The organism is Roseinatronobacter alkalisoli (assembly GCF_028745735.1).
GTDB classification, from domain to species: Bacteria; Pseudomonadota; Alphaproteobacteria; order Rhodobacterales; family Rhodobacteraceae; genus Roseinatronobacter; species Roseinatronobacter alkalisoli.
The window spans coordinates 1-26,267 of sequence record NZ_JAQZSM010000027.1; the positions used below are offsets into that span (position 1 = coordinate 1).

The 26,267-nt window shown below is 58.3% G+C and carries 29 protein-coding genes, 1 tRNA gene, 1 rRNA gene and 1 pseudogene; 11 read left to right on the forward strand and 21 right to left on the reverse strand.

Features of this window, described 5'->3' with window-relative positions; genetic code table 11:
• Both rrf and PUT78_RS19045 read left to right on the forward strand, forming a co-directional pair.
• Positions 1 to 88, forward strand: a 5S ribosomal RNA gene (gene rrf / locus PUT78_RS19040); the annotation flags it as partial.
• A gap of 44 nt (positions 89 to 132) precedes the next feature.
• Positions 133 to 209: transfer RNA gene (locus tag PUT78_RS19045), tRNA-Met, on the forward strand.
• 123 nt (positions 210 to 332) lie between these two features.
• On the opposite strand, the gene PUT78_RS19050 is transcribed toward PUT78_RS19045, so the two are convergent.
• The 17 genes from PUT78_RS19050 to PUT78_RS19130 all read right to left on the reverse strand — a co-directional run bounded on the left by PUT78_RS19050 (position 333) and on the right by PUT78_RS19130 (position 15,197).
• Positions 333 to 1,778, reverse strand: a complete 1,446-nt coding sequence (locus PUT78_RS19050; RefSeq protein WP_274353860.1) for a hypothetical protein — start codon at positions 1,776 to 1,778, stop codon at positions 333 to 335.
• 47 nt (positions 1,779 to 1,825) lie between these two features.
• The gene (locus tag PUT78_RS19055) at positions 1,826 to 5,182 is read right to left on the reverse strand and encodes a type ISP restriction/modification enzyme (RefSeq protein WP_274353861.1); all 3,357 of its coding nucleotides are present in this window, start codon (positions 5,180 to 5,182) and stop codon (positions 1,826 to 1,828) included.
• Positions 5,183 to 6,000: 818 nt separating this feature from the next.
• The gene (locus PUT78_RS19060; RefSeq protein ID WP_274353862.1) at positions 6,001 to 6,483 is read right to left on the reverse strand and encodes a hypothetical protein; all 483 of its coding nucleotides are present in this window, start codon (positions 6,481 to 6,483) and stop codon (positions 6,001 to 6,003) included.
• Position 6,484: 1 nt separating this feature from the next.
• On the reverse strand, positions 6,485 to 7,432 hold the full coding sequence (locus PUT78_RS19065; protein WP_274353863.1) for a hypothetical protein: 948 nt from the start codon (positions 7,430 to 7,432) through the stop codon (positions 6,485 to 6,487).
• A 211-nt stretch (positions 7,433 to 7,643) separates the two neighbouring features.
• Positions 7,644 to 7,781, reverse strand: coding sequence for a hypothetical protein (locus PUT78_RS19070; RefSeq protein WP_274353864.1), 138 nt, complete (start codon positions 7,779 to 7,781; stop codon positions 7,644 to 7,646).
• Complete coding sequence (locus PUT78_RS19075) at positions 7,774 to 7,929, reverse strand: hypothetical protein (protein WP_274353865.1); 156 nt, start codon at positions 7,927 to 7,929, stop codon at positions 7,774 to 7,776. Before PUT78_RS19075 ends, PUT78_RS19070 begins: the two co-directional genes overlap by 8 nt.
• Positions 7,930 to 7,947: 18 nt before the next feature.
• Positions 7,948 to 8,454 (reverse strand): hypothetical protein, encoded by a 507-nt coding sequence (locus tag PUT78_RS19080; RefSeq protein ID WP_274353866.1) that lies wholly within the window; start codon positions 8,452 to 8,454, stop codon positions 7,948 to 7,950.
• A 169-nt stretch (positions 8,455 to 8,623) separates the two neighbouring features.
• Positions 8,624 to 9,091, reverse strand: a complete 468-nt coding sequence (locus tag PUT78_RS19085) for a hypothetical protein (protein ID WP_274353867.1) — start codon at positions 9,089 to 9,091, stop codon at positions 8,624 to 8,626.
• A 43-nt stretch (positions 9,092 to 9,134) separates the two neighbouring features.
• Positions 9,135 to 9,449, reverse strand: a complete 315-nt coding sequence (locus PUT78_RS19090) for a DUF6074 family protein (RefSeq protein WP_274353868.1) — start codon at positions 9,447 to 9,449, stop codon at positions 9,135 to 9,137.
• The gene (locus PUT78_RS19095; protein WP_274353869.1) at positions 9,439 to 9,747 is read right to left on the reverse strand and encodes a hypothetical protein; all 309 of its coding nucleotides are present in this window, start codon (positions 9,745 to 9,747) and stop codon (positions 9,439 to 9,441) included. The genes PUT78_RS19090 and PUT78_RS19095 overlap by 11 nt, the downstream gene beginning before the upstream one ends.
• 18 nt (positions 9,748 to 9,765) lie before the next feature.
• The gene (locus PUT78_RS19100) at positions 9,766 to 10,491 is read right to left on the reverse strand and encodes a hypothetical protein (RefSeq protein WP_274353870.1); all 726 of its coding nucleotides are present in this window, start codon (positions 10,489 to 10,491) and stop codon (positions 9,766 to 9,768) included.
• Positions 10,479 to 11,438 carry a helix-turn-helix domain-containing protein gene (locus tag PUT78_RS19105; protein WP_274353871.1) on the reverse strand — a complete coding sequence of 320 codons (960 nt, stop codon included), beginning with the start codon at positions 11,436 to 11,438 and terminating at the stop codon, positions 10,479 to 10,481. The genes PUT78_RS19100 and PUT78_RS19105 overlap by 13 nt, the downstream gene beginning before the upstream one ends.
• Entirely contained in the window at positions 11,438 to 12,379 is a 942-nt protein-coding gene (locus tag PUT78_RS19110; RefSeq protein WP_274353872.1) for a hypothetical protein, read from the reverse strand. The genes PUT78_RS19105 and PUT78_RS19110 overlap by 1 nt, the downstream gene beginning before the upstream one ends.
• Positions 12,376 to 12,618 (reverse strand): helix-turn-helix domain-containing protein, encoded by a 243-nt coding sequence (locus PUT78_RS19115; protein WP_274353873.1) that lies wholly within the window; start codon positions 12,616 to 12,618, stop codon positions 12,376 to 12,378. The genes PUT78_RS19110 and PUT78_RS19115 overlap by 4 nt, the downstream gene beginning before the upstream one ends.
• 108 nt (positions 12,619 to 12,726) lie before the next feature.
• On the reverse strand, positions 12,727 to 13,416 hold the full coding sequence (locus tag PUT78_RS19120) for a hypothetical protein (protein WP_274353874.1): 690 nt from the start codon (positions 13,414 to 13,416) through the stop codon (positions 12,727 to 12,729).
• A gap of 40 nt (positions 13,417 to 13,456) precedes the next feature.
• Positions 13,457 to 14,731 carry a tyrosine-type recombinase/integrase gene (locus tag PUT78_RS19125; RefSeq protein ID WP_274353875.1) on the reverse strand — a complete coding sequence of 425 codons (1,275 nt, stop codon included), beginning with the start codon at positions 14,729 to 14,731 and terminating at the stop codon, positions 13,457 to 13,459.
• Between the two features lie 247 nt (positions 14,732 to 14,978).
• A complete protein-coding gene (locus PUT78_RS19130) occupies positions 14,979 to 15,197 on the reverse strand; it encodes a hypothetical protein (RefSeq protein WP_274353876.1) in 219 nt (72 codons plus the stop codon).
• Positions 15,198 to 15,209: 12 nt separating this feature from the next.
• Between PUT78_RS19130 and PUT78_RS19135 the strand changes: the two genes are divergently transcribed.
• On the forward strand, positions 15,210 to 15,500 hold the full coding sequence (locus tag PUT78_RS19135) for a GIY-YIG nuclease family protein (RefSeq protein WP_274353877.1): 291 nt from the start codon (positions 15,210 to 15,212) through the stop codon (positions 15,498 to 15,500).
• A gap of 214 nt (positions 15,501 to 15,714) precedes the next feature.
• Here PUT78_RS19135 and PUT78_RS19140 read toward each other — a convergent pair whose 3' ends face one another.
• The gene (locus tag PUT78_RS19140) at positions 15,715 to 17,793 is read right to left on the reverse strand and encodes a dockerin type I domain-containing protein (RefSeq protein WP_420793528.1); all 2,079 of its coding nucleotides are present in this window, start codon (positions 17,791 to 17,793) and stop codon (positions 15,715 to 15,717) included.
• Positions 17,794 to 17,916: 123 nt separating this feature from the next.
• Positions 17,917 to 18,156 (reverse strand): annotated as a pseudogene (locus PUT78_RS23870) (putative Ig domain-containing protein); the annotation flags it as partial.
• Between the two features lie 129 nt (positions 18,157 to 18,285).
• Between PUT78_RS23870 and istA the strand changes: the two are divergent.
• On the forward strand, positions 18,286 to 19,815 hold the full coding sequence (gene istA / locus PUT78_RS19145) for an IS21 family transposase (protein ID WP_274353902.1): 1,530 nt from the start codon (positions 18,286 to 18,288) through the stop codon (positions 19,813 to 19,815).
• Positions 19,805 to 20,596: an IS21-like element helper ATPase IstB gene (gene istB, locus PUT78_RS19150; protein WP_274353878.1), complete on the forward strand. Its 792-nt coding sequence runs from the start codon at positions 19,805 to 19,807 to the stop codon at positions 20,594 to 20,596. Before istA ends, istB begins: the two co-directional genes overlap by 11 nt.
• A gap of 67 nt (positions 20,597 to 20,663) precedes the next feature.
• Here istB and PUT78_RS19155 read toward each other — a convergent pair whose 3' ends face one another.
• Together PUT78_RS19155 and PUT78_RS19160 are read right to left on the reverse strand one after the other, a co-directional pair.
• Entirely contained in the window at positions 20,664 to 20,930 is a 267-nt protein-coding gene (locus PUT78_RS19155) for an alpha/beta fold hydrolase (protein ID WP_274353879.1), read from the reverse strand.
• Between the two features lie 39 nt (positions 20,931 to 20,969).
• Positions 20,970 to 21,617, reverse strand: coding sequence for a LysE family translocator (locus PUT78_RS19160; RefSeq protein ID WP_274353880.1), 648 nt, complete (start codon positions 21,615 to 21,617; stop codon positions 20,970 to 20,972).
• A 291-nt stretch (positions 21,618 to 21,908) separates the two neighbouring features.
• Between PUT78_RS19160 and PUT78_RS23875 the strand changes: the two genes are divergently transcribed.
• The 6 genes from PUT78_RS23875 (at position 21,909) to PUT78_RS19185 (ending at position 26,259) form a co-directional block, all read left to right on the forward strand.
• Positions 21,909 to 22,184 (forward strand): LysR family transcriptional regulator, encoded by a 276-nt coding sequence (locus tag PUT78_RS23875; protein ID WP_420793526.1) that lies wholly within the window; start codon positions 21,909 to 21,911, stop codon positions 22,182 to 22,184.
• 8 nt (positions 22,185 to 22,192) lie between these two features.
• Positions 22,193 to 22,819 carry a substrate binding domain-containing protein gene (locus PUT78_RS19165; protein WP_274353903.1) on the forward strand — a complete coding sequence of 209 codons (627 nt, stop codon included), beginning with the start codon at positions 22,193 to 22,195 and terminating at the stop codon, positions 22,817 to 22,819.
• 226 nt (positions 22,820 to 23,045) lie between these two features.
• Positions 23,046 to 23,981, forward strand: a complete 936-nt coding sequence (locus PUT78_RS19170; RefSeq protein ID WP_274353881.1) for a pirin family protein — start codon at positions 23,046 to 23,048, stop codon at positions 23,979 to 23,981.
• A 99-nt stretch (positions 23,982 to 24,080) separates the two neighbouring features.
• A complete protein-coding gene (locus tag PUT78_RS19175) occupies positions 24,081 to 25,337 on the forward strand; it encodes a DUF5996 family protein (RefSeq protein ID WP_274353882.1) in 1,257 nt (418 codons plus the stop codon).
• Between the two features lie 144 nt (positions 25,338 to 25,481).
• Positions 25,482 to 25,952 (forward strand): GNAT family N-acetyltransferase, encoded by a 471-nt coding sequence (locus tag PUT78_RS19180; protein ID WP_274353883.1) that lies wholly within the window; start codon positions 25,482 to 25,484, stop codon positions 25,950 to 25,952.
• Positions 25,953 to 25,956: 4 nt separating this feature from the next.
• Positions 25,957 to 26,259 carry a hypothetical protein gene (locus PUT78_RS19185; protein WP_274353884.1) on the forward strand — a complete coding sequence of 101 codons (303 nt, stop codon included), beginning with the start codon at positions 25,957 to 25,959 and terminating at the stop codon, positions 26,257 to 26,259.
• Positions 26,260 to 26,267 lie beyond the last annotated feature (8 nt).

Consider the following 26,267-nt stretch of genomic DNA (forward strand, 5'->3'; position numbering starts at 1 on the left):
CCCGATCCCGTCCCGATCTCGGAAGTTAAGTGCCGCCGCGGCAATGGTACTGCGTCTCAAGACGTGGGAGAGTAGCTCACCGCCAAACCTGAAAAGAAACACAACTCTCTCTCAACGATACAAAAAAACCAGCGCGGGGTGGAGCAGCCAGGTAGCTCGTCAGGCTCATAACCTGAAGGTCACAGGTTCAAATCCTGTCCCCGCAACCAAAAATACACACATAATCAGATACTTACACCGCCCGGCCCTCGCCGGGATTTCTTGCGTTCCGCCATCGTGCGCCACTCGTGCGCCACCGTGACGGAAAACACACGCGCTTTGCACCTTCCCGGTCAAGCTATTAGTTCGTTGAACATAGCCTGTAACCGCGCATCAATAGCAGCCCTTTGCCCGTCAGCGATCAGATTGAGAAACTCCGTCACCTGTTCGTCTCCCAGCGCGAGCATGAAGCCTCGGCCATCCTGCGCGGCGTCGCGACAACGGGCGCAGAGACGGCCATAGTTCTCGACTGTGCGGTACAGTAGCATACCTAGTTGTCCACGATTGACGGCAAAGCGGCCCGAGAGTTGGTCGAGTTCCGGATTGGCTAGGTCTTTGCTGTAGTTCTTGCACTCGACCATGATCATTCGGGATGCGATGTTGTGCGCAGTGTGCGCCCGCCAGAAGAATCCACTCTGTGCCGCATTGGTATATATTATGTCTATTCGCTTCCGCCCCTCGTGGATTTCCTGCTCTTTCTTTGGACAGATCAGGTTCGGCCAGAAAATGAATTCCAGTGCCCCCATGATGAACTTGTGGTAGCGGTCGGCGTTCGCATTGCCCGGCGGTATCGACAGGAGGGTCTCAGCGAGCGCCTGAGCCAACAGCACCTCGTCAAACTCATCATCGAAGTCCTCATGACGAAGCGTCCCCTGTGCCCCTTCGAGTTCCGCATATAGGCGCTTGTATCGGTTCAACACCTCCGGGTGTTCCTCAGAAAATCGCGCTACAAAATCCTTCGAGAAGGGAAAGCGCTCTTTCAATGACTTCTTGGTCGGGGGGCGGCGGGTGCCATCGCGAAGGACGCGCACGAGGGGCGATCCTCGCTGCATCTCTTCCTCTTGAATGAAGTTCAGTATATGCTGTGAATAGAATTCCTGCGAGGTCAGTGCCATCTTCCTACGGACCGTGTATTTTGGCACGAGGATCAGGCGCTTCTGCGCAACAACGGGGAGCCGGACATAGTCGTGCCGCCAAGCTCCGGCGTCGATATCCCAATAGCGGCCCGAAGGATAGTCGCCTTGGAGATCGATGTCGTGCAGCGCGCATTGCTCTTGGGTGTATTTGATCAGCGGGTGGCGAATGATGTTCGTTGTGATATCCGAAATCTTGTCGCTGCCGATGCCGGGAACGAACAAGTCGCATTCAGCCAGTTCCTCGAGAAGACCGCTCTGAGCGGCCTGCGATGCCGCGAGGCTTTCATACAGATCAAACGCTTGCCGTCCGCCAACTCCTCGACCCGCAGGGGCACCTTGGGAAAGGCCAAGACAGGTTTCATTTGGCTCACGCAAGCCATTCAGCATCGCCCGCGCGCTGTCATCGCGCCCGGCTCGAATATGGTCGAGCGCAGTCTGGAAAAAATGGTTGATGTGCTGGTGGCACAGTTCCGACCATGCGTCGCCTTTTAGCGAAATAGCAAACGGGTCGATGAACAGCGGCATGTCACTGTCCGGAGTAATGTCAACGAAGTCGAGTTGGGGCTGCTCAAGCCCTATTCCAAAAATTTCTGAAAACTTCATATTCAATCCAATCTAGCAGCAAGATCCGCGCCCTCATGTTAGGATTATCATTCCTCTTCATCCTCATCGTCCTCGAATAGACCAAGCTGCCCTTCTGCTGTCTGCTTTGCACCGCCCCGTGCTTTTCTTTCGACATCGCTCGGGGTGGGTAGGTCGCTTGCGAGGAAACATGGTCCTGCGACCACCTTGTCGAGCATAGCCTCTAAAGCGGGTTCCATAGCCAGCGTCGCTTCCAACACCCAGAGCATCTCGAGCAGTTCGTCGCTCATGCGGGCAGTCCACCGTTCGGGTCGAATTTCATCCAAGGGAGAGGATTTCTTGCCCGCCCGCTTTTTCATCCGGTAGCCAAGCCATGATCTCACGACATGCAGGCCTGAAACCTCGAATGCCCAGATCTCCGGTGCCACAGGGCCGAAGCGGCCATCGCCGACGGTAATTTCCTGAGTAGCAGGGTCGTATGCGTATTCCTCGGGGTATCTTTCTAGGTCGTCCGACACGCCCTTGATGATCTTTGCCGTGCCGGGCGGAATTTCATCGCCCCGTTCGGCGCTGCGGAACCGTTCGGAATAGGTGTGTAACCAGATCATCTTGCCGCCCAGAGCAACCGCCTCGTAAAAAATTGCGGCGTCTTTGGTGATAGGCACGCGGGGGCCGGGGGTTTCGAGTTCGTTCCAGAACCGGCGAGTATAGGACTGCCCCGCAAGGACGGCATAGACATAGGCCGCTAGATCCTCCACCGAGGGCGCGGTGTCGAAGGTATCGTCCAACTTCGCAAGCAAACCGGTCGTCACGTTCGGATCGGCCCCGGCTGTATCGTGGTATAGGGGGATCACGTCCTTCCCGCCTCGACCACAAAGGTGGTGAATGTCGGGAACAGCGGTTGAAGCCATAACTGCTTGCCCGAAACCGAAAACCTCCGTGGTCATTGTGGTCAGATATAGCTGACAGTCAGACTGTATGCGCCATAACACTTCGCCCATCCGGTCGTTGAACCGAATGTCTTCAATGGCAAAGTGCCGGTCAAAGGATCGGAACGCATATGGCGAAACTTTTGGCGTTGCCGCGCCCGGCTTCAAACTCGCAATCGACGGCAAAGCCAGTCCTGTTTCGTGGTCTCGATACTCGCGTTCTATCTTTCTGTATTTGTTGCTCTTGAAATGCTTGGCGCGCGATTCACATGGCTCGCCTAGGAGCTTCGCCCAGCGCCGATCAATCAATTCCCTTGTCTCGGCAATAGGCCAAGGCCTGCCGAACTTTGATCCGCTCCTCTGATAGGGGAACAGATCAATCAGCATCGGCCACTGGAAGAAGTCCCCCTTCCCAACCGGAAGGAAGGGTTTGTGCCAGTCATCCGGGCAGTCGCGCCACCGGATGCCCGCAAAGGCCCCGATACCGTCCAGTTGCGTCAGCTTGTCTTCCCGGGTCGCCCCTTCAATCTTCGCATACCGGACCTTGGCGGGCTGGTCGGGCGTCGGCTTGGTCCCGCGAACACCGATGGCGATGGCAACCGGCGTCTGGATATTGAACACATTTGGTGTCTTGCGTGTCCCGAGGTTGTCGCCGCCGAGGTCAATGATCCAGATTTCATCGAAGGTGCGCCGCATCACCTCGCGCACACCAACAAATCCCGGTCCGGCCAGATAGCTGGACGCGGTAATGAAGGTGACGATCCCGCCGCAGGCCTGCTGTTCGAACAGACGCCATAGCGCCCAACGCCAGAAATAGACATAGTCGTTATAGAGGTTCTTGAGGTGGCCGCCTGCACCTACCTTCGATGCGGGTTCGGTAAAGTCTTTGAGTATGGCGCGTTCGCCTTGCTTTTCCTGCTTCGCGCCGCCCTCAATCTGGTCACCAAATCGAACCCAGCCACCTTTGCGTTGTGTTGTCTGGTCGCCTTCTTCGATGGTCTGCCGGTCATAGGGGGGATTGCCTAGACAAACGAGAATATCTTCGCCCTGCTTGACCTTGCGGGCGGCCTCGTGCTCCTGAGTCAAGGCTTTATGTGTGAGGTCCAGTCCACCCGGCGGGGCTTTGTTCGGGCTGGATAGTGTATCTGCTAGATAGATGTTGAGCCGCTTTGCAAGTTTTTCTTCCTGCTCACCAGCCGCTGCCTTAGCGTCATTCATTGCACCTTCGAGCGCCTGTGTCAGCCGCAGATGCGCAACGGCATAGGGGCCAACCAGCACTTCGAATCCGTGCAGGTTCTCGGCCATCTGGCGCGCGCGGGCGGGCACTGCGCCGGGCCCGGATCGTGCGCGCACCTTCTCCAGCCCGTGCTTTACAGCCGCAACGGGATAGGTGCCGGTGCCTACGGCGGGATCGAGGAACACCACCCCATCATCGGCAAAGCCCAGCTTTTTGCCGAACCGGTTGTCCAGAAGTTCTGAGGCAAGGCGAACCTGTAACTCGACAACCTCGCGCGGGGTGTAATACACTCCGTAATCCTTTCGCAGCTTGGGATCATAGGCGGCAAGGAAATCTTCATAGAAATACAGCCAAAGGTCAGGCTTCGATTTCATGAAGTCGTGCGGATCAAGTGCCTCGAGCGAGCGTTGCAGCATCTCGAAACCGACCGCCAGTTGCTTGCGGGCATCTGTATGGCCGAGAAGCTCCAAAGTTCTGGCAAGCAGGCCATTATTTGTGTCAAGCGTCTTGGCAGCCTCTGCCGGATCGAGCTTTGCGGCACCGGACAGACGAGCAAGCAGCATCGCATAGGTCACGGTCTGTGCGTAGGCATCCGCGAATTTAGCATCATCAGAGTCGGGAAAGAAGAACTGCCGCCATTCGTTTGCAAGGAGTTTAACGGCGGAGTCTTCCACCGTTAGTGCGCTCTCAACTTCTGATCGTAGAAACCGGCTGAGCGGCGCGAGGTAACTTGCTAGTCCAGTGGGTGTGTGTGGGACGAGGGGTTTCCATCCGAGGAAGTCGCGCAGCAAGCGCTCCACGGCTTCCTCATTGCCCTTGGCGACTGCAGCCTTGCCCATTGCGCTAGGATCGTCGTGCAGGCGAATAACCGGCTGTCCCTCTGGCCGCGTCCCGGAGCGGTAGAGCGCCCACTCTCGGCCATCTGTATAGATCAGATTGGGCAACCCCTTGAGTTTTTCCCACTGAGCCCTGTTGTGCTTGCCGGTCAGTCGCGGCGCATCTGCGCCTAATCCGGGAGCCTTGAGTTCGATGTAACCGCAGATCAGCCCATCCGCGTAGATGGCAATGTCAGGGCGCACCTTGTGTTCCGCAAGATGTGTTTCGGTCCGCGTCTCGATGACGACGCCATAACCCGCCCCGGCGAGCTTGATCAGATCGGCCACGAGCGGCTTGAGCTGATCCTCGGGCGATGCCTGCCCCGGCAACTGGAACTTGGCTTTCAACTGATCGGCGAAAGATATCAGGTCATCAAATTTCATGGCAGCCTCAAGCAATCAATCACTCGTGGCATCAGACAGCATCCGACCGCGCGGCGCAAGCAATGACGACTGTTTGATAGCAAACACTTGTATGTTCTTGGATCAAGTTGCTTGTGGTTGGTCATCTTCCCAGATGTAGGCCGACTTCTATTCTGCTTGCGTTATTTTCTTCGGAAGCAGTCGACAGAAAAGGGCGGCCCTGACAGGCCGCCCCTATAGACAATCGGCGCAATCGCAGAAGGACGAAGCGATGTCCGAATAATGCGCCGGGCGGCGTTAAAATACAATAGGAGTAAAGCGTTGATTTGTTTCCAACGCCAATTCAAATCTTTCCAGTTTTTTAAGCTACTGAATTAGAAAATACTCCGTCATGTTTTCACAATGAAGGGGGGGGGGTGTTTTTAATGCTTTGCGGAGCATGGGTGGCGAGTTCAATGCTATGGTTTTTCGGTGGGCGCGCGGCACGGGCGGAAGTGGTAGCATATGACCTGACCGCGTCGACCATCTTGCGCCGAGTAACACCCTTGGCTGCGCCACGACGATTCGGCCAGCGACAGCGAGCATGCCGTAGCATGACGAGAATGGACGTCCCATTTTGTTGTGTTAGCGACCCTGCGCAGGAGAGCTTTGAGCCCTAGGCACTACTAGATAGGAAAAAAGGGGAGAGAAGGAGCAAGAATGACACAATGAGCCCACAAGACACATTCATGCACACCGCAGCATGGCCAGCCATTTCGTAGGTGTAGCATCATACTCGAACCATTGCGGACCTCAAGCGAGCGTTGAAATGCCTTCGTATAGAGCAATGGAAACTGACATTAGCCAAGAGTCCGCCTCTGTCTTGAAATTCTTTGCAGCATCAATGGTAAGCGGGCAGACCACATGAACGCAAAGACGCCGACTGAGGCCGTCACGCACGCCAATATCTTCAAATACCACTTGCTGTAATCTGTCGTGTCACCTGCTGTTGTCCAATTGAACAAGAGCGCCAAGGCAAGCGCACAAAAATATATCCAAAAAAACATTAGCTGCCCGCTGGCAAGCGTTTCATCATCGTTCTTAACCAGTTTTGTCATACGCGCGGCCTCGTCTTTATCACCCACTGCATTCTCCGAAACAGAAAACGGCGAGGTAAGTACTGCGATCACCGCTAGTGACACACCAATAAGGATTGAAATGATCGTTGCTAGTAAATCCACGATGACGGCAAATTTCTCGGCATCACCATAGGCTACATAGCCTGCCAGACCGGCAGCGATCAGGCTTACAAACAGCCATGCTATGGAACCAAGCCTTACCATGTCAGGTACCTAACGACGAATCTGCGGTCAGCTCTCGATAGTACGCTTCCAGCTCCATTTTAGCATGATCGAATGAAAAACTGTTCGCGTGCCGACGCAAGTTTACAGTCTTGGTCTTCTTCAACATCGAATTTGAGACTTTGGTTTTGTCTTCGAGAATAATGGTGAAGTTATCGGACGACCCCGCTATCATCAGCTCCTTGCCAATGTTTGTAAGCCATTGGTCTTTCTGAATTTCATCTTTTGTGAAGCGCCCGCGCTTTAATACTAGGCGGCCCATCGCATTGGCACGCTTACGCAACCCCGCATCATCAGCGGGCATTCCAAAAATCATTTGCATGATACGAGAACCGGCCTGCTGCCGAGTCGATATGTTTAAATTTTCCATAAAGGAAGTGATCGAAAAATCAACCTCCTTCACCCCTACCTCTTCGATGCGTGCAAGTGTTGTTTGGTCTGGCACGTCGGCTATCTTCATCTTTACCTCGTTCCCCAAAACATCCGCACGCTGCGCAAGCTGTAGCATATTCGATGCAAAGGTTCCATGTTTGTTCTTGACATTGCAGGCTACTATGTGGTTGCGCACCACGTAAAAAACGATCTCGTCCTTGAGGAAATCCTGCTTTCTTGGATGAAAAAATTCCTCAACTGCAGCGCTGTTGTCTGTTGTGTCGAGATTGATTACTCCTATCGCGCCCCGCTCAAACTCAAGCACCCTGACAAAGATCCCCTCGCCACCTCTGGCGCCCTCAAAGCTCGCAAAGAGCTGGCTTGCAAACAAATCGATCTCAACAATTCGGTCTTTGGCGCTTGGAAGGCTACTGAACGCATTTCGTAGAACTGTTTCCAGCGTGCTGTTAAATCCCTCGTTAAAATAAGCTCTTTGAAGCGAAAGCGTTTTAGACCTGTAGGACATGAAAAACCATTTCTCCTGAATATAACTTAGCATCTCGCATCAAGCACAAGACTTCAAACACTTTTCGTCGCCCAGCAGCAAACTATTTTTTGAATTCCAGTTTCGGTTGCTACAGATGACATCTTTTGCATTCGCAGCTATCTGTCCCTGACAAGATCAATGGCGCTGCCAACATCTTCAAGTGAACCGCGCTGTAATGCGGGATGAGCGCGGCCAGAAGGGCCGCGATCCGCTCTTCTGCGCTCTAATGGTGAAAGGCCCGATGCGCGATAGCCAGCCATGCCAACGGATTGATCCGCGACCCCGACAGGGCCTGATTGGCCCCGACCAACGCGGTTTTTGCGGCCCGCGCCTCACGCGTCTTGATCACGAGATCAGGCATCGCTGTTGGCCTCCGACTTCATCAATGCCGGGTTCGTGCGCGGGTCTGCCGCGAGGGCGCGCATGAGCGCATCTTCATCAATTTCAGGCGGCGGGGTCAGTGCCTCTGCCGCATAGTGCAATAAGTCAACAAGTGCTGGCCGTGCCATTTAATTCCCCTTCCGTTTTTAATGGCCGCTCTGATTATTCTCGTCCATTCGACCGCTTGCAACTGTCTTCGCGGCCTCCATCATTCTGTCGCCCATCCTAGAACGCGCGGCCCTGATTTCGGCCTCGATCTTCCGGCGCATTGGCATGTCCCTCGTAATCCGCGCGGCCATGCCGTCCAATTCCGAAACAACCGCAGCAAAATACTCATCGATAATCTCGGTAGCCTCATCGACCGGGATCAGTTCCCGCAGCCTGACCGAATTACGCAATTCGATTTCTTTTGCCCGGGCGTCACGGACGCGGCTGTCGGCGGCGGACTTGTTCGCTCGCCGGTCTGCATCGTCGCGAAACTTGAGATAGCCCTGCACCGCGCCGACAAGGTGGACGTGGCCGCGCTGGCTTCCTCGCGGGATGTAACCGTCCTTTATCAATTGGCGCACCCTTTCGGCGCTGATCATCAGCAAACGCGCAGCGGCGCTGGTTTGTATCTCTGTTGTGGTTCTCGTTCCGGCATCTTCCGGCATTTTCTGTCCTTTCGATTGTCAGATCAGGGGATCACTTCCAAAACAAAACGCATTTTTTCGGGCCTAAAAAACGCGAAAATTCCGGGGCAAGGCTGCGCCGCGTAAATCCGGCCCCCAGAAAGGTACCTAAATAGGGGGGGGCGGGGGGTGTTGCCCCGCCCCTCACTCGTCAGCGTGTTGCGTTGATCCGCTCGGCTGCGCGCCTGAGAGCGGCCTGTGCATCCGTTGTAGATACCTGCCCGTCGTTGTCCTTGGCCTCGGTGTGCGCTCCGGCGCGCTCATCTTGCGCAGGAGCGGCATCCCCGGCTTCTTGGTTGGTCACCCCCCGGCTGGCGTTTATGCGCCCGACGGCGGCGGAAAGCGCCGCTTGTGCAAGATTGGGCTTCTCTGCCTCGGCCCTCGCTGCCTCCTTGGCCTCGTGGGCGGCGATGCGCTGTCGGGTTGCTTCAAGACTGCGCTCGCGCTGCGCTGCTGCATCTTGCCGCCCATCTGTGAACGCATTCGCGGTCGCAAAGGCGAATTGAATTGCCTTCATTGGTTCGCCGCTGCCCGCTTGATCGGCCTCTGCGAGTGCAGCTTCATAGGCTGCACGCCACGCGCCGTCATTGTGATAGCGTTCCAGTTCTTCCTTCATCATGTCGTTTCCTTTCGGGTTGGTGTGATTTGTGCCGGGGCGCGCGTCATGCCGCCTCAACGTTTCGATGCGGTGGCGACGGCTGCCGGGTGCCGGGGGGGCCGCCGTCGCCGCCGCTCATCCGGCGAAGTGCGATTTTGAGGGCGGCGCGGAATGCGCTGATGTGTTCCTTGACTGCCGCGTCAGGCACCCCCGCCGCGATCAAAGGATCGACAAGCGCATGAGCCGCTGCGCGCCATGCGGCCTGCATGCAAACCTCGTCGGTTGCGTGGAGAATGGCGCGCGCGGTCTCGATGACAAACGGGGACCGGGGTGACGGGGCGAGCGGCAGGATCGCCGCGCGATGCTGGTCACGCTGCATGGTCATCCTCCTCCAACGATGCGCCCCGCATCGCGCGAAGTACGCGGATCACCGAGGCGGCATCGAGGCGCGCGTCGAGATAGCTCGCGTACACGAATTCACGGCAGGACCATGCGTTTTCTTCTTGCATGATTTCAGTCAAGCCTTCGCGGGAGCGTCGGACGCCTTCGGTCCAGTTGGCGGCGTAATTCTCGGCCCATGCCGCGACGGCGGGGTCAGCCAGATTTGCATCAGGGCCGAAACGGTTTTCGGCTGCGATACGTGCGGCGGCACGGGCGGCTTCGGGTGATTTCAACATTTCAATCTCCTCAGATCATCAGAACCAATCGGGATCGGACGGTTCGGGGGTGGGTGTGGGCGGATTGGCGAAAAGCTCATCGCGGGCCTCGACCAGAAGCGCGATGTGCCGCCGTGAGGCGAATTCGACATCGCGCCAGAAGCGCCGGGCGTCGATGCATGCGCGGAGCATTTCCGCAGGCGTGGGCATGAATACGGAGGTTTCTTTTATTCTCCGGGCCGCAACTTGCGCGGTGGGGATACTGAACCCTCGAAACACCGAGCCGTAGATGCTCTCGGTGTCCTCGAAGTCGGCCAGTGTTTCGACAACGGCGCTCACGCGCTCCGGCGCGGGGCCGCCGCCGGATGATTGCAAGACCTTGGCCAAACCCACCACAATCGCCGCGAGGACGTCCCGCCTCGCCTCGGTCTGTGCCGCAGCGAGCGCAAACCTGTTCTGCGCTTGCAGGTCTTCCAACGCTGGCAGCGCCTCGCAAACTGCCATCGCCCACTCGCGTGATCCGTCGAAAACTGACCGGCGGAGACGATGGTTATTGGCTAGGTGAAGCTGCAACGCCTCATTCCGTCGCAATGTCTCCGACGAAGTCGAACGCGCATGCTTCGTGATATCCACAAGTTGGGTGAGTGGCGCAGTCGGTTCTTTTCCGGCGACCATGTCGATAAGTGCCTGATCTGGCATAGTGAGAATTTTTTGGGCGAATCTGTCTGGCTCGAAGATCGCAATCTCTGTGTTCAAAAAGGGCATGAATATTTACCTCCCGGAAGAAGATCCTCGACTGACCAGCTATTCACGATCTCTGCGTCGGTCCGGCGTCGGCCAGCGCCGCCGCCTGCGGGCGTGGTCTGGATTACGTTCCCCTCCGCGTCGAGCGTAGTGGCCTGCGCCGGTGCAGCATCCGGTTCATCGAGCCAAGCCTCGGCGCGCAGCCATGATGCGGCGTGCTTGATGAAGCGGGGCTCGGTGTCGAGCGTGGCGCTCGCATACCGCCGCGCCCCGTCGATCAGGTTCTCGGCGTCGGTCTTTTTCAGTGCCGCCGCAAAGGCGCTGCGAGCCGCGCCCTTGGAGACCCGACGCGGATAGTTTTGCCAGAACCTGTCGAACGCGTCCTCGACTTCATCAGACGAAATCGACTTGCTGGATGATCTCCTTTTACTGTCCGCCGGAAGGCGGGCAGTATTGAGTTCATTACGAGGGTTCTCTCTAAGGGTTCTCTCTAAGAGTTCTGTGCCCACACTGGTGGGCACCCCCTGCCCACGCTGGTGGGCACCCCTGCTCACCCTCGTGGGCACCCTCTGCCCACCCTCGTGGGCCTTTTCCTCCGCATAATGCTCACCCTCGTGGGCCTTTTTAGGACTAAAAGGCTCACGCTCGTGGGCATTTTCTGGCGAATAATGCTCACCCTCGTGGGCCTTTATTGCGAAGAAAGCTGGACGGTATTGGTTCGTTGACCCTCGGCCCTTCTGTACCTCGACCAATAGGTGACCATGCGATACGAGGGCGCGTAGGGCATTCTGCAATCCCGACCGCGACAGACCCGTCACATCGACAAGCCGGGCCTGCGACGGCCATGCTACGCCGCTCCGACTGTTGAAGTAGCGACGCAGCACGATTGCGACCCGCACGGCGACCGGAGGCAGATCGCGGTCGTCCGCGATCTGGTCCAGCCAGCGAAATGATGAGGCCGCATCCATCAGCGGGCCTCGACAATCTCGATTCCCAGAACCGCTCTGAAATCGGCATCCGGTCTGCGCTGCACTTTCTGGCCTCGCGCCTCGGCCTGCATGATGAGCTGCTCTTCGATCCGTTCGATCCGCAAGAGGTCGGCCCGGAGGGCGGTAAGCCGCTTCTCGCGCTGTGAGGCGGTCAATGCGCCGGGGATCGTGTCCGGCACGAGTTCTAGCAAGCGCTCCTCGATGAGGTCGCGCAGCGTCCAGATGAGGAAGTTCGTCCCGCCATCTCCGATCAGGCTGCTGCCGTGGACGCCCAGCATAAAGTGAGATGCGAGGTTTGCCGGATCACCGCTTCGATTGCGCAAATTGATCTGAACATTGGCCCGTTCAGCACGTCGATCTAGCGCGGCGATGATGTCCCGCTTGATCGCGTCCGGATGATTGGGGGCCGCCTCAGCCTCGGCAATCTGGCCAAGGCGGTCGATTCTTTCCGCCCGTGCCGTGTCTAGGTTCCAGCCCGAAGGAATCGGAAGCGGCTTCGCGCGTTTGATTTTCCGCAGACCCGCCACGCCCTCGCGGATCGCCGCCCCAAGAGCACTTGCATCGTTGGCACTTTCCGACGCCGTGCGAAACTCCTCGTCAAGGTCTTTCACACGCGCTTCGATACGGACAATATTGCCCTGCCGCCGCGATATTTCCTCCTCGAAATGTTTCTTGAGCAGGCGTTCTGATGTTCCCGTGCTCAAACGCGCAATCTCGCGTTTGTCGGTATTTTGCTTTTGCTTTTCTTCGGCGCGAGTCTCAGCAATCGCGTTTCGTACCGCGTGTGCTTCGCGGGGCACGTCAACCCTCAGGCGAAGAAACTTCCTGCCGATGTCTTCGCCGACCTGTGCGCGCAGATTCTCGGCGATCTCTTCTGCCGATGCGGAGCCAATTGAAATCAGGGGTGTAACGACGTTCATGCTACTGCCTCCCCATGCGCACCCGTGCGGGCGAGCTTGCGGTTCAGCCAAGCATCGAGGTCGGCGCGACGATACAAAACCTTTCGGGCAGACTGCCTGATGAAGCGCGGGCCATCGTCCGAGTAGCAGCGCAGTTTTGCCAGTGTGCTGGTGGATGTGCGCAGGTAGGCGGCGGCCTCAGAACTGTCGAGAATTTCCAGATTCTTGACATAATCGGGGTCGAGATTGCGGGGTTTCATCTTTTCTCTCCATGCGATTGTTGTTCGACATGGAAAGACTTGCCAAGCTATGCCCCGTTTATCTAGGCGGCGGTTTTCGTCAAAATCGCGCGAAAACCGCCGCCTTGACTAAGTTTTGTTGCTGATCCGGCGCCTCTTTTTCTGCGGGCTGGTCGCCGATTTTATTCCTACGAGATGATCGCGGATGGTGCGACGTTTCCGTCCCTGAATTTTATCCAGCTCTCCATGCGTCGCCGTGTCCTCCGGCGGGACCATTAGACGGGCGCGGGAAACGACATCAAAAATGAAGTCCTCGGCGAAATTCAGCACCGGGTGATCCTCGTCACAGTCGGCTTTTCCGGGCAGAGGTGGCGCGTCCGGAGCTATTTGTGTGAGAAAGTGCCAAACGCCGGTGAGCATCTGAACCTCGGCATTCTTGATGCGTTGCGGCTTCTTGCCGGGCAGATTTCGGGCCAAACGCGCTCGTGCAAGATCGCGTATTTGCACCGCCCCTTTCCGCGTTTCGGCGTCAATGCCTTTGAACACACCAAGATACACCAGACCGGACCGCACAAGGCTACCCGCGCGGCTCATAGGTTCATCTTCAAGTGTTCCCGCCGGATCGGTAGCAATGCACTCTAACTCCGCGCGGCGCTCATCCATTATGCCCGGGTCTTTGAGAAGAGCAGTCTCTAGCTCGCAGACTGCATTTGTGATGGCGTCGCTGAGGGCTTTTGCCCGCGCGGCATTCACCATCAGGCCGAGCGGTTCAAGGAGCTTCGCCGCGTCATCGTCGGAAAGCGGCTTAATCCTCGTCACGCCCCCTTCCCGGTGCCTGAAATGGGGCTGCTTCCATGGCCTAAGCATTTCCTGCACCCCTGCGCATCGGCTTGATCTCGGCGCTCCTGCCCCTGAGCGCGGCGTCGATCCGGTTCCCGACGGTATCCGCCGCCGCGCGGACGGGATCATCCGCGAGGTGTGCATAGCGTTGCGTCGTGGAAGGCTGACTATGGCCGAGGAGCTTGCCGATGACGGCGAGCGGGACGCCGCCGCCAGCCGCGACGCTGGCGTTCGTATGGCGCAGATCGTGCAGGCGGACATCGTCAAGCCCCGCATGGGCGCGGACGGCGTCCCACGGGCGTTTCAGATCGCTCCGGGGGCGGTCCCGGTCGCCGCCGGGGATGACCCAATCTGAAAGCCGTTCCAGATCCTCTAGGAGGGCAAGGGCAGGGGCGTTCAAGACTGCATACCTGCGACCGGTCTTCGTGTCGGCCAGCAGTGCGACCCCGCGCTCGAAGTCGATCTCTGACCAGCGCAGGTGCAGCACCTCGCGCAGGCGCAGCCCGGTCAAGATCAGAAGGCGGATCGCGGCGACGGCATGGCGGTCGATGATCGTGCGCTGGTTCTCTTTCGGCGTGTGCTTGTTGTCGCTCACGCGCCACGGCAGGCCCTCGGTCTCGGCCAGCGCGAGGGTTTCCCCAAGCCGGGCCAGTTCCGCCGCAGAGAGAAACCTCTCGCGGGCATGTTCCTTGAATGCCGTGATGCCCGCCGCCGGATTGTGGCCCTTCTCGACCAGACCGCATGTCGCGGCGTATCTGAAAATCGACCCGATGCATTCGATCAGCCTGTTCGCCGTGACAGGGCTGGTCTTCCCGACCTTCCGGTGGACACGCGCGACCTCGGAGGCCCCGATGGCGTCGAGCTTCGCCGTGCCAAGCGCCGGGAGGATGTGTTTCTTGATATAGCTGCGATAGTTCCTGACGGACGCCGGTTTCAGCTTCGTCTCGGCCTCCTCCTCAAGGTAGCGGGATGCGAAGTCGCGGAATAGCGGCATTTCCCGATCTGCCCGCCGGTCGGCGGCAGGATCAGCGCCAAGCCGGACGCGGGCGAGCAGTTCCTTGGCGCGCTCGCGGGCCTTCTCCGGGTTGAATTCCTCAGTCGTCCCGAGGTTGAGGCGCTTCTTCGCGACACTGCGCCCGCCAGCGCCGGGCCGGTATTCGATGAAATAGGTCATCCGCCCCGTCGGCTCGACCCGTAGGGCGAAGCCGGTCAGGGCGCTGTCGTAATAGACGACACGCTTGTCGGCGGGCTTGATGGCGGTCATTCCCCGCCGGGTGAGCTTCGCAATCGGCATCCTGTTCCCCTCGATCCGCAGCCCCTTGAGGGGCCTTTGTGCGCCACCGTGCGCCACCTGTGCGCCACCGTGACCGGCATAACGTGGCATAACTTGGGGCGAAGCTATACAAAAACAAACTGGATATCAATTACATATGCTATGTTCTGGAAAGGTTCGGAAACACCGGAAACGACCGCTCATATATCTCATAACCTGAAGGTCACAGGTTCAAATCCTGTCCCCGCAACCAAAATACCTATATATATCAACACCCTGCGCCCCGCAACACGCGGGGCTTTTTGCTGTGTTGAGTTCGTGTCCGCACCATGTCCGCAAATGGAAGCGTTACCTCTCCCGCATCATCAATATTTACCGTCACTGCTTCGATCAGTCCTCTGATCGTCTCCAGCGCCGCTGGCCTGATGGCCGGATCGCGCAGGCTTTCTGCCAGCTGTTCGACCTTGCGTCGATAAAGCTCTGACAACCGACATTTTTAATGGCGAATGTAGAGGTTGCGGCCACCTATGAGCTATACAACATTAACCGCACCAAGCTTGAGAACCTGATCCACCGAATTTTCGACCCCGCGCGGCTTGAGATTGAGATTATGGATCGCTTCGGGCGTCCGGTCACGCCCAGAGAGTGGTTTCTTGTGCCGCTGTTCGCGATTAATGATGCGGTAGAGAAGATCAAGGACGGTACGATTGCCAATTTTGTATATGATCCTATGCAGGCGAGGTTCGTGAAGCGCTCAAACCTCTCGATAAACGCGGGTGATGGAGAGTGAATAAAGTGCAGCAGCAGTGCGTTCGCGTGACTTTGACATCAGGCTGGCTTTAAACGTTTTTGCCCAAAAGACGACGCAACGGGCGGACAGCCGCCTGTGACGCTGCGGCATTGCAGTCGCAGAAAACTGTAAAAGCAGTCATCCGTTTTGCATGCTCTACACCCCGGCCTGAAAACCGTCCGGCGAAGGTGCGAATGCGCACGAAGCTACTCCCTCATTGCGCATACTCCTGCATGTTCCCCAACAACACCCCCGTCATGCTCAGGTTCGACGTGTCCGTCACTGCTGGATCAAAGCGGATACCTTCTTCGACCCGCGTATCGTTGCGATCGATATGACTGAGATCGGCGTCGCTATCCATGAAGAACCATCTGGGCTGATTTGCGCTTTGCAGCCCCACAGCAGCGCGCAGCACCTCTAGTGCGTCCAATGCCGTCACCTGCCCATCCTGGTTGATGTCAGCCGCAATGAAGTCCATCGGCGAGGCTGTGCCCCAACTGGGAGAGAGCCCGACGGCCAGACGCAACACGTTTAGAGCGTCAAGGGCTGTCACGTTGCCTTCATTGACGGGGTCATATTCACGAGTGGCAGTTAGTCGCCCGCCGGTACCGATGAGCATATCGAAGCTGAATTCGCCATCTTCATTACTCTGCGCAACTGAAAAATTACCGAAGCTTCGCTCAAGGTTTATGGAAACCCCGTCCAGAGCATTACCTGAAGCAGCTGCTACCTTGGCCTCAACTTGAAATAACATTTCTGGCGGCGGAGCCTCATAGAAAATTGCTGTTCCACCGGGTGCAGGCAAAACGCCGAAAGCATCAAGCGAATAGTCACCTTCCAAACGGATCACGAAGGACTGCGGTTCTTCGGCAGGCAAATCTACAGATAGGATTGCCGATCCTGCTACGATCCCCATCGCGCCAGCGTCAAAAGCAGCCCCTTGGGCAATGATCAAGTCTGTCGTGCCGAAACCTGTGATTATGTCGCCGTCAAGATCTTGGGCACCGCCCAAAACTGTGTTACCTCCACCGCCCATGACGATGTGATCAGGGCTTGGACCTAACAAGAATGCACTCTCGCCTACCATTGATGACAATGTACTGCCCGTCTCGGCAGCGATCATGATGACGCTATGACCTGTCTCATTGACAAGCTCCTCTCCAGATCTGGCGACGATTACCTCTGTTCCCGTCAGGTTGGCGAGCGGATCGCCATCGTTCGGCAGGATAGAGTCGGCAAACAGCTGGAACGACGCCAATTCGCCTAGAAATCGCGCGCCTTCGTCCCAACCTGCGCGTGTCTGGAAATCAAGCTCGGCTGCGCGAAGACGGAGTGCGCGGGCGTCCTCGCTGTATTGCAAAAGCTGGTTGGCCATCTCATCTATCTCTTCATCGGTATATCCTTCGCGGTGAAGAGCGCGCCGCTTCATGAAGTTGGACGTTTTGTTCCACGCCCTAAGGTCGAAATATGTCGCGATAAGAATCGGTGCAACATCGAAGATATAATCAACCTGTTCAACAAATGATCGGAATTGAGGATCAAAATAAGTAAAGCTAGGTCTCGAAGCATCATCGGAAGGCATACCTGGAAACTGAATAGCCGTCGTCGGACCGAGGACTGATGTGGTCCAGTGGCCTGTGTGAACATCTTCTACATAGGCTGCAAGCCCAGTTAGCGCCGATCTCAATTGCGATACGTTTCTGAGGCTCACTTCTTGTATGTCGTCAGTTTCTATCCGATAGAGCGTAACCCCGCCCTGCAGATATCCTGATCCCACAAGAGACACGATATCGCCAACCGAGACGTAGTGGCTTACCCGGCCAATATTCGAACCTACATCGTAAGCCAGCGCTGCTGTCGGCAAAGCCGGAGCATTAAATGTGACGACCTGATCCACGTAAATTCCGTTTGCCGCCGCGCGTGCCGCGATGACTTGCGCCTGCGCTCCGGCTTGGCTGTGCCCTGTTATATGCAAAGGCAATGGTGTGCCACCAGCCGCTGAAAGATCGTTCATCCAAGCGAGCAGATCGTCCCAGACGACATCAACCTGCCGGTATCCGACACCGGCGGAATTGAGATTGTCGACCCAGTCCAGCGTCCCGGTCGTGCCGCGCATGACAAGCATCGGATCGCCATTGTCCGACACCAGCCCGATACCCAAAAACCCGTCTTGGGCGACAGTGCGCCCCGGCTCAGTGAAAACACGGTCGACGACATAGCCCTCAGGAATATTGAATATTGGGGCGAGCGCCTCGTATTGCTCCCAGCGACCGGAAGCGGCTGCTTGCAACATTCGGAAATCTGGGGCAGCGTCCAAATCGAAACGACCGTATGAGAGTGCCCGCGCCAAGTATTCGAGTTCGAGATCGGTTGGATAGAAGTAGTAATCCAATCCGCTTTCGGCGATGGCCCACACGAAACTCGCGCTGGTCACGCCGCCGCGGCCATCATCGGCGGTGACGGTGACGGTGTATTCGCCCGGTTCGGCGGTGATGGTGCCGGTCAGTTGGCCGCCATTGGCCATCACGCCTTCGGGCAGGCCGTCAAACCTGAATGTCAGCGGGTCGCCATCGGGGTCGGAAAAGGCGCTGGACAAATCGAACGAGACTTCAGTTCCGATCAGAACGTCGACATCGGGCAGATCGGCGGTGATGACCGGTGGCCTGTTGGTTTGTTAATTGCCACTGAGATTTGACCCGGCAACAGCAGAAATTGTCACTGAGAATTGACCCATGTGCAACCTTTCCCCGGCTTGAACCAGCTGGGGGCAAATGGAGTGATCGACATGGGATTTTTGAAGGTTATCAGGACATGGGCGCTGCGAGACAAGATGCCCATTCGCGAGATTGCGCGGCGCACGGGCATCGCGCGCAACACAATCAAGAAGTATCTTCGGGAGGGGATTGTTGAGCCTGCGTTTCAGACGCCGGATCGTCCGAGCAAGTTGGATCCCTATGCCAAACAGCTGACAGCATGGCTTGTTTCGGATCAGCGCAAATCACGCAAGGATCGCCGAACGGCGAAGCTGATACATGCGGATCTGGTGAAGCTTGGATATGAAGGCTCCTATGAACGGGTTGCGGCCTTCGTTCGGGAATGGAAAGGCGAACGCCAGCGCGCGTATCATACGACGGATCGGGGAACTTTCGTGCCGCTGGTGTTCGCACCAGGCGAGGCGTTCCAGTTCGACTGGAGCGAGGACTGGGCCTATGTTGGCGGAGAGCGGATCAAGCTGCAGGTCGCGCATATCAAGCTGTCGCATAGTCGCGCCTTTCTGGTTCGGGCCTATTTGCTGCAAACGCATGAGATGCTGTTCGATGCCCATTGGCATGCGTTCCGTGCCTTCGAAGGCGTCCCGGGCCGCGGGATCTACGACAACATGAAGACGGCCGTCGACAAGGTCGGACTTGGCAAGAAGCGCGATGTGAATGCGCGGTTCACCGCGATGACCAGCCATTATGTCTTCGATCCCGAGTTCTGTAACCCGGCGGCGGGATGGGAGAAGGGACAGGTCGAGAAGAATGTCCGCGACGCGCGCCATCGCATGTGGCAGCTGATGCCGGCCTTTCCGGATCTGGATGCGCTGAATGATTGGTTGGAAGAGCGCTGCAAACAGCTGTGGGCAGAGACAGCCCATGGCAGGTTGCCTGGAACCATCGCCGATGTTTGGGAAGCAGAGAAGCCAGCGCTGATGGCGCTCCCCACAATGTTCGATGGCTTTGTCGAGGAAAGAAAGCGCGTCTCACCGACCTGTCTGATCAACTTTGATCGCACCCGTTATTCTGTGCCCGCCAGCTTTGCGAACCGGCCAGTGAGCCTGCGCATTTACCCTGAGCGGCTGGTGGTTGTGGCCGAGGGCCACGTGATTTGCACGCATGAGCGCATCATCGACCGGTCGCACCGCCAGCCGGGGCGCGTCATCTATGACTGGCGCCATTATCTTGCGGTAGTTCAGCGCAAGCCCGGAGCGCTGCGCAACGGTGCCCCCTTCGTGGAAATGCCTGAACCCTTCCGCATGTTACAGGCGAAGATACTGCGCCAGCCTGGCGGGGACCGCGAAATGGTCGATATCCTGTCCTTGGTGCTGCACCTTGACGAACAGGCCGTGCTGTGCGCCGTGGAATTGGCTCTGGAGGCGGGCGTGCCGACCAAGACCCATGTTCTGAACCTGCTCCACAGGCTGCTGGATGGCAAACCGACCGACCAGCCGGATGTGAACCCTCCAGCGGCACTGTCGCTGAGCAAAGAGCCTGAGGCCAATGTCGCGCGCTATGATGGGCTGCGCACCCAGAAAGGAACCCGTCATGCGTCATGACCCCGCCGGTGCAGCTCTCATCATCATGTTGCGCAGCCTGAAGATGCCAGGCATGGCGCAGGCCGTGCAGGACTTGCATGAGCAAGGTTCACCCGCCTTCGAATCCGCCATGCCGATCCTGTCGCAGTTGCTCAAGGCTGAAATGGCCGAGCGAGAGGTGCGCTCGATCGCGTATCACATGAAGGCAGCCCGCTTCCCAGCATACAAGGACTTATCCGCCTTCGACTTCGCGGCCAGTGAAATGCGTGAAGCTCTGGTTCGCCAGCTCCATCGCTGCGAATTTCTGGATGGCGCAGAGAATGTGGTGCTGATCGGGGGGCCTGGCACAGGGAAATCGCATGTTGCGACGGCCCTCGGCATCCAGGCTATCGAGCATCACCGTAAGCGCGTGCGTTTCTTCTCAACAGTCGAACTGGTCAACGCCCTGGAACAGGAAAAGGCCCAGGGCAAGGCTGGCAAGATCGCCGATGCGCTGGTGAAAACCGATCTCGTGATCCTCGATGAGCTGGGATACCTGCCGTTCAGTGCTTCAGGTGGCGCATTGCTGTTCCACCTCCTGAGCAAGCTCTACGAACGCACCAGCGTCATCATCACCACCAACCTGAGCTTCAGCGAATGGGCGAGCGTCTTTGGCGACGCCAAGATGACCACCGCGCTGCTCGATCGCCTCACCCACCGCTGCCACATCCTGGAGACCGGAAACGACAGCTATCGCTTCAAGGCCAGCTCCGAAACCGCGAAAAAGAAACGGAAGGAAACAGCAGCATTGACGCCATCATGACGCGCAGAACATAACAACTGGGTGGGTCAGTTCTCGGTGACAATGCCGGGTCAAATCTCAGTGGCAATTAACAGTCCAGCGCCCTGGCCACGGCGAAGGCATCGGCCGCGTAGTGGTCGATGTCGTGACCCTCCGCGACTTGGCTCGACCGTCCATGGCCACGCCGGTCATGCGCGACGACGCGGTAGCCCTTGGACAGGAAGAACAGCATCTGCGCATCCCAGTCGTCCGAGCTGAGCGGCCAGCCGTGGTGGAAGACGATGGGCTGGGCGTCTTGCGGACCCCAGTCCTTGTAGAAAATCTGTATATCGTCGTCGGTTGTGACAAAGCCCATGGTGGGTTCTCCTTCTGGAAGTCCGTGGGTGGATGTTCGTTACATCGCTGCGTCCTGTGGGGCCGTCAGGGCGGACCAGATCATCAGGGCTCCGAAGGCCACGAAGATGATGCCGGTCAGCATTCGTCCGCGTCTTGCATGCTCCGGGTTGCTGAGCAGTCGGACGAAGTGGCGGGCTCCGAAGGCATAGCCACCGAGAACAAGGAGCTTCACGATGACGAAGGTTGCAACCAGAAGGGCGAGGACGGATGGCCCGCTTCCTACAGGGAGGAACTGGGGGAACAGTGCGGCGAAAAACAGAATCGCCTTCGGATTGCTGATCCCGACACCAAAGGAGTGAAGCCAAAGCCCCAAGCTGCTTTCCCCATGAGCTGCCTCCGTGCCCGAAGGGTCCGCTTGCGGCGCGGCAGGGCGCAGAAAGTTCCATCCGAGCCAGATAATATAAGACGCGCCCGCAAGGCGCAGGGCGAGGAACGCAACCGGATAGGCCACAAGCAGAGCGCCCAGCCCGATGATGGAAAACGTGGCCAACAACGCGATAGCGACCAGATCTCCGCTCAGGGCGGCCAGCGCGCGGCGCCACCCGTAGGCAATGGCGTTGTTCACAATGAATACCGTGGACGGACCCGGCGTTGCAGCTTGGGCCGCACTGACGAAGAGAAAGGTCAGATAGACTGGGAGTTCCATTCTCGCATCCTTCGGTGACGCTGACATGGAGGATATGGACAGGACTGAAGCAACCCGTCCGCTTTGCTGCGTGATCTCCTGAGTACGGGGACCGAATCTTCAGGAGAAATAAGCGAAGCAAAGCCGTTGCGAAGGATCATTGAGCGCTCCTTTTCTTGCCCGTCGGTGCGGCAGCGGCGCCGCGAGGCATGCGCCGGATACATTTTTGACTGCATGCAGTTTGCCGTTCCCTTCGGCAATACGGTAGTGCCATACTCGGGCAAACTGCGTCGCGAAACGAGGAACGCCGGAATGGATATCGAGGATCTGCAGACATTCGTCGCCGTGGCCGATGCCGGGGGGGTTTCGGCCGCCGCGCGTCGGCTCGGTGTCTCCAAGTCGATCGTCAGTCGGCGACTCGTCCGGATCGAAGCGGAACTCGGCACCCAGCTCCTCGCACGGACAACCCCGGCGCCGCGCTTACAGAGGCGGGCTCAACCTTCAGAGACCATGCGGCGCGGGCCAGCGCCGAGATCGACATGGCGAGGGAAACGATCCTCCCGACCGGCGATCTGCGTGGCCGCCTGAGGGTCGCCATGCCGCTTTCCATCGGCCCGACCCACTTCGCCCCCGCACTTGCAGAAATGGCGCATCGCCACCCGAACCTTCACATCCAGAGCTCCTACAGTGATCGCTTCGTCGATCTCATCGCAGAGGGTTTCGACTGCGCGCTTCGGGTCGGATATCTTCCGGATTCCAACCTGATCGCGAAGCGCATCGCCACGATCCATGGAACGCTTGTCGCAAGCCCAGACTATATCAAGACGCACGGTTCGCCTCAGACGCCAGACGAGATTGTCGCCCATGAGGCGCTCATGCAGGGAACCGAAGCCTGGCAATTCCAGGATGGGGACAAGATTGTGACGGTTCAGCCGCAGGGCAGGTTCAAGGCCGACAACGCTGTGGCGCTTGCTGCTGCCTCGGCAGGGGGGCTTGGCATCGCCTGGCTTCCTGATTGCATTACCCATGACTATGTCGGGTCAGGCGCCCTCGTCCCGATCATGACGCGCTATCCCCCGCCACCGGCAGGGGCCTTCGTCGTCAGACCGCCGGGCCTGCATCCCGCACGGAAAATCCGCGTCCTCACTGAAACCCTGATCGACTATTTCGCACAAAATCCGGACATTCTGGGCCGTGATCAATGTGTCCCGACCGGCGGATAATGTTCGGCGCAAGCTCATGGCCGACCTTCGAGGCGGCGCACGCGTTCCGCTATCCGCGACACAGTTTGATGCGTGCCAAGACTAGCCGCCGGGTGGCTGAGGCGCCAATCTACACCTCGATCGCACGGGCATCGCCCAACCGCTCGGGCAGTATGGATGTATCGAGATCAGGCACTCGCATCGGCAAATCCGACGCCGACCGCGAGCCAAAGAGAGGAAGACACTCATGAGTTGGAACCCAGCACTCGACCCCGGCTGCCCCGATGACGTGGGCGTCGACGCGATTGAGACGCTCATCATTCCGCGGGCCAGGGATATTGGCGGTTTTGAGGTCCGGCGCGCATTGCCCGCCCCAAAGCGGCAAATGGTCGGCCCGTTCATCTTCTTCGATCAGGCCGGGCCGGCTGAGCTGTTGACTGGTCAGGGCATCGATGTCCGGCCGCATCCGCATATCGGCCTTGGCACCGTGACCTATCTTTATCGCGGCGACTTCCATCACCGTGACAGTACCGGTGCCGATCAGATCATAAGGCCCGGCGCACTGAACTGGATGGTCGCCGGGCGCGGTGTTTCGCATTCCGAACGCACTTCGGCAGCCGCTCGCACCGGTCCGAACAGCCTGTTCGGGATACAGACCTGGCTGGCTCTGCCCGACAGCCATGAAGACATGGCGCCCAGTTTCGAACATCACGGCAAGGCGGCGTTGCCGATGATCGAGGATCACGGGGTCTCCGTGCGGCTTATCCTTGGGAACGCCTATGGCGAGGTTGCGCCTGCGAAGATGCTCTCGGAAACCTTCTACGCCGATGTGACCCTCGGCCCGGGAAGCCGGTTGCCGATGCCGGATGATCACGAGGACCGGGGCATCTATATCGTCGATGGCTCCATCTCGGTTGCGGGGCAGGATTTCGACGCGGGTCGGATGATGGTGTTCCGCCCCGGTGACAAGATCACGGTCGCCGCCGGGGACCGGGGCGCGCGGCTCATGATCCTTGGCGGCGCGACCTTTCCCGGCCCCCGTTACATCTGGTGGAACTTCGTCGCCTCATCAAAAGAACGCATCGAAGCGGCCAAGGCCGAATGGCGCGCCGCAAACTGGGGCAACGGGCGCTTCGATCTTCCGGTCGATGACCGGGCCGAGCATATACCCTTGCCGGATTGACAGGTGCTGATGACATGATCGCCGGGACACGACGCGGGCGACCCACGACCAGATGACCGACACCCGCAAGCGATAGATGCTGAATGGAGAAGACACGCAATGACCAACAAATGGCCCGCCCTCGATTATCTTGGATGGCGCGAGACCTGTTCCGCGCTGCACCTCTATCTGCAGATTGTCGGAAAATACCGGCTCGCGCACACGCCGTGGCTCAACCATTCCTGGAACGCGACATTCTATGTCACGCCGACGGGGCTGGCATCCTCGCCGATACCGGACGGTCCGGGCATCGAGATCCTGTTCGACTTTCGAGAGCACAAGGTCATCGGTACCTGCGGCAACGGCCACCGGGCATCGTTTGATCTCGGGCCGACCACGGTCGCGGCGTTTCGTGCGGAATTTGTGAAGCTGCTCACCGCTCTCGGCGGTACGCCAACCTTCAGCAACATCCCGAACGAGGTACCCAATCCCATCCCGTTCAGCGAGGATCATCGCGACAGGCCCTATGACCGGGACGCGGTGCAGCGCTACCACCAGGCCTTGGTGGCGATCGACAGGGTGTTCTATCGCTTCCGAACCTCCTTCCTCGGTAAATCCAGCCCTGTTCACCTGTTCTGGGGGGCGCTGGACCTTGCTGTGACCCGCTTTTCAGGGCGCCGCGCCCCACTGCATCCCGCGGGGATTCCGTCCTTGCCCGACAACGTGGCGCAGGAAGCCTATGACCGTGAAGTTTCCTCTGCCGGTTTCTGGCCGGGCGGCAATGGCATCGATTACCCCGCCTTCTATGCCTACGCCTATCCTTCCCCCGCCGGTTACCGGAACGCGCCGGTGCGGCCCGATGCGGCCTTCTGGCATGATGGCCTGTCGGAATTCATGCTGCCCTACGACGCGGTGCAGACCGCGCCAGATCCCGACGAAGCCTTGATGGCGTTCCTTATCTCAACCTACGAGGCGGCGGCCGACCTTGGCGGATGGGACCGCGATCTGCTGGAATGCGCCCATGGGCGCCCGCGCGAGGTGCGCGCGCCGACTGCTGCACCGACGACTGCGACCTCGACGACGGACGGCACGGTCGAGCGGGAAGATGGCCCATCGAAGGGGCGTTACCGCCTTGTTGTCGATGGTGTCGAGGCCGAGATGACCTATAGCCGCGTCGGCGAAAGCCAGATCATCATCGACCACACCGATGTTCCCGATGTCTTGCGTGGCCGCAAGGTCGGAGAAAGGCTGGTGCGACAGGCGATCGAGGACGCGCGACGGGACAACGTGGTCATCATCCCGCTCTGCCCGTTCGCGAAGGCGATGATCGGTCGCCGTCCGGAATGGCAAGACGTGTTGCCGCCGTCAAAGACCTGACAGTCACGGATCGACCTTGCAGGTTCACACCTACGGGCGTTTTCTGAGACACAGCTTTCCATGGCCTGTATTTCTCCGATCTGAACGGTAAACTGTTCGAACGGCTACCTTTGAGCAACCGGTGGAAAGAAAGAAGGATTGGGTATGCAAATCAGAGACGCAGTCGTCGAGGACGTCAAGCAGATGAGTGCATTTCTTAAAGAACTGACAGCCTCTGGTAAGCGCACCAGCCGTGACGATGAGAGCTTTGTTCGCGCCCATTATATTGAGGATCCTGGCAAGATCCGATGTTCCGTCGCCGAGGACGAAGGCGTTATTCTGGGTTTCCAATCGCTCAAGTTAGCTGAGCCTGGCAATCAGTGGGGCGTTGAACCGGGATGGGGCATCATCGGCACCCACATAAGGCCCTCTGCCGCCCGCCGTGGGGTTGGACGCGCGCTCTTTGAAGTAAGTCACGCGGCGGCTGCAAAAGCGGGTATCGGTAACATCGACGCGACGATTGCAGCAACCAATCCCGAGGCATTGGCATATTACGAGGCAATGGGCTTTCGAACCTACCGGACCCCAGATGGACTAATCTGCAAGCGTTTGACTGTTGCAGGGCAGAGATCCTAGACGCATGGTTTCGGGCATTGCCACGCGGGCCAGTTTTGAAAAAGCAGAAGTTGCAACAGAAAGGTATCCATCCGGTGAAGGCCGCCGGTGTTCAGGTTTGACGGTCGCGTTCCATGGCGATCATCTCGACGAGAGTTTCTACACCGAACGGGGTGAAAGCGAGGACCTCGACCTCTTCAGTGCCATAGACCCAGATGATGCCATCTTCGGGCTCCATGCTGATGGCGAGATCATGGAGGCGATCGACCGTTTCGCCCAGTTCTGCCGCGACGCGATCGACGGTTTTGACGGCGTGGACCTTGTTTAACTGCATGG

What these genes read in the sequence shown, in the direction of transcription:
- PUT78_RS19060 (WP_274353862.1), bottom strand. Translation starts at nt 6,483, where the DNA reads ATGGTAAGGCTTGGTTCCATAGCATGGCTGTTTGTAAGCCTGATCGCT.
- PUT78_RS19115 (WP_274353873.1), bottom strand. Translation starts at nt 12,618, where the DNA reads ATGAAACCCCGCAATCTCGACCCCGATTATGTCAAGAATCTGGAAATT.
- PUT78_RS19185 (WP_274353884.1), top strand. Translation starts at nt 25,957, where the DNA reads ATGGTTTCGGGCATTGCCACGCGGGCCAGTTTTGAAAAAGCAGAAGTT.
- PUT78_RS19135 (WP_274353877.1), top strand. Translation starts at nt 15,210, where the DNA reads ATGGCGAATGTAGAGGTTGCGGCCACCTATGAGCTATACAACATTAAC.
- PUT78_RS19110 (WP_274353872.1), bottom strand. Translation starts at nt 12,379, where the DNA reads ATGAACGTCGTTACACCCCTGATTTCAATTGGCTCCGCATCGGCAGAA.
- PUT78_RS19175 (WP_274353882.1), top strand. Translation starts at nt 24,081, where the DNA reads ATGACCAACAAATGGCCCGCCCTCGATTATCTTGGATGGCGCGAGACC.
- PUT78_RS19095 (WP_274353869.1), bottom strand. Translation starts at nt 9,747, where the DNA reads ATGTTGAAATCACCCGAAGCCGCCCGTGCCGCCGCACGTATCGCAGCC.
- PUT78_RS19090 (WP_274353868.1), bottom strand. Translation starts at nt 9,449, where the DNA reads ATGCAGCGTGACCAGCATCGCGCGGCGATCCTGCCGCTCGCCCCGTCA.
- PUT78_RS23875 (WP_420793526.1), top strand. Translation starts at nt 21,909, where the DNA reads ATGGATATCGAGGATCTGCAGACATTCGTCGCCGTGGCCGATGCCGGG.
- PUT78_RS19160 (WP_274353880.1), bottom strand. Translation starts at nt 21,617, where the DNA reads ATGGAACTCCCAGTCTATCTGACCTTTCTCTTCGTCAGTGCGGCCCAA.
- PUT78_RS19170 (WP_274353881.1), top strand. Translation starts at nt 23,046, where the DNA reads ATGAGTTGGAACCCAGCACTCGACCCCGGCTGCCCCGATGACGTGGGC.
- PUT78_RS19125 (WP_274353875.1), bottom strand. Translation starts at nt 14,731, where the DNA reads ATGCCGATTGCGAAGCTCACCCGGCGGGGAATGACCGCCATCAAGCCC.
- PUT78_RS19100 (WP_274353870.1), bottom strand. Translation starts at nt 10,491, where the DNA reads ATGCCCTTTTTGAACACAGAGATTGCGATCTTCGAGCCAGACAGATTC.
- PUT78_RS19070 (WP_274353864.1), bottom strand. Translation starts at nt 7,781, where the DNA reads ATGCCTGATCTCGTGATCAAGACGCGTGAGGCGCGGGCCGCAAAAACC.
- PUT78_RS19165 (WP_274353903.1), top strand. Translation starts at nt 22,193, where the DNA reads ATGCCGCTTTCCATCGGCCCGACCCACTTCGCCCCCGCACTTGCAGAA.
- PUT78_RS19155 (WP_274353879.1), bottom strand. Translation starts at nt 20,930, where the DNA reads ATGGGCTTTGTCACAACCGACGACGATATACAGATTTTCTACAAGGAC.
- PUT78_RS19180 (WP_274353883.1), top strand. Translation starts at nt 25,482, where the DNA reads ATGCAAATCAGAGACGCAGTCGTCGAGGACGTCAAGCAGATGAGTGCA.
- istA (WP_274353902.1), top strand. Translation starts at nt 18,286, where the DNA reads ATGGGATTTTTGAAGGTTATCAGGACATGGGCGCTGCGAGACAAGATG.
- PUT78_RS19055 (WP_274353861.1), bottom strand. Translation starts at nt 5,182, where the DNA reads ATGAAATTTGATGACCTGATATCTTTCGCCGATCAGTTGAAAGCCAAG.
- PUT78_RS19140 (WP_420793528.1), bottom strand. Translation starts at nt 17,793, where the DNA reads ATGTTGCAAGCAGCCGCTTCCGGTCGCTGGGAGCAATACGAGGCGCTC.
- PUT78_RS19075 (WP_274353865.1), bottom strand. Translation starts at nt 7,929, where the DNA reads ATGGCACGGCCAGCACTTGTTGACTTATTGCACTATGCGGCAGAGGCA.
- istB (WP_274353878.1), top strand. Translation starts at nt 19,805, where the DNA reads ATGCGTCATGACCCCGCCGGTGCAGCTCTCATCATCATGTTGCGCAGC.
- PUT78_RS19050 (WP_274353860.1), bottom strand. Translation starts at nt 1,778, where the DNA reads ATGAAGTTTTCAGAAATTTTTGGAATAGGGCTTGAGCAGCCCCAACTC.
- PUT78_RS19080 (WP_274353866.1), bottom strand. Translation starts at nt 8,454, where the DNA reads ATGCCGGAAGATGCCGGAACGAGAACCACAACAGAGATACAAACCAGC.
- PUT78_RS19105 (WP_274353871.1), bottom strand. Translation starts at nt 11,438, where the DNA reads ATGGATGCGGCCTCATCATTTCGCTGGCTGGACCAGATCGCGGACGAC.
- PUT78_RS19085 (WP_274353867.1), bottom strand. Translation starts at nt 9,091, where the DNA reads ATGATGAAGGAAGAACTGGAACGCTATCACAATGACGGCGCGTGGCGT.
- PUT78_RS19065 (WP_274353863.1), bottom strand. Translation starts at nt 7,432, where the DNA reads ATGCTAAGTTATATTCAGGAGAAATGGTTTTTCATGTCCTACAGGTCT.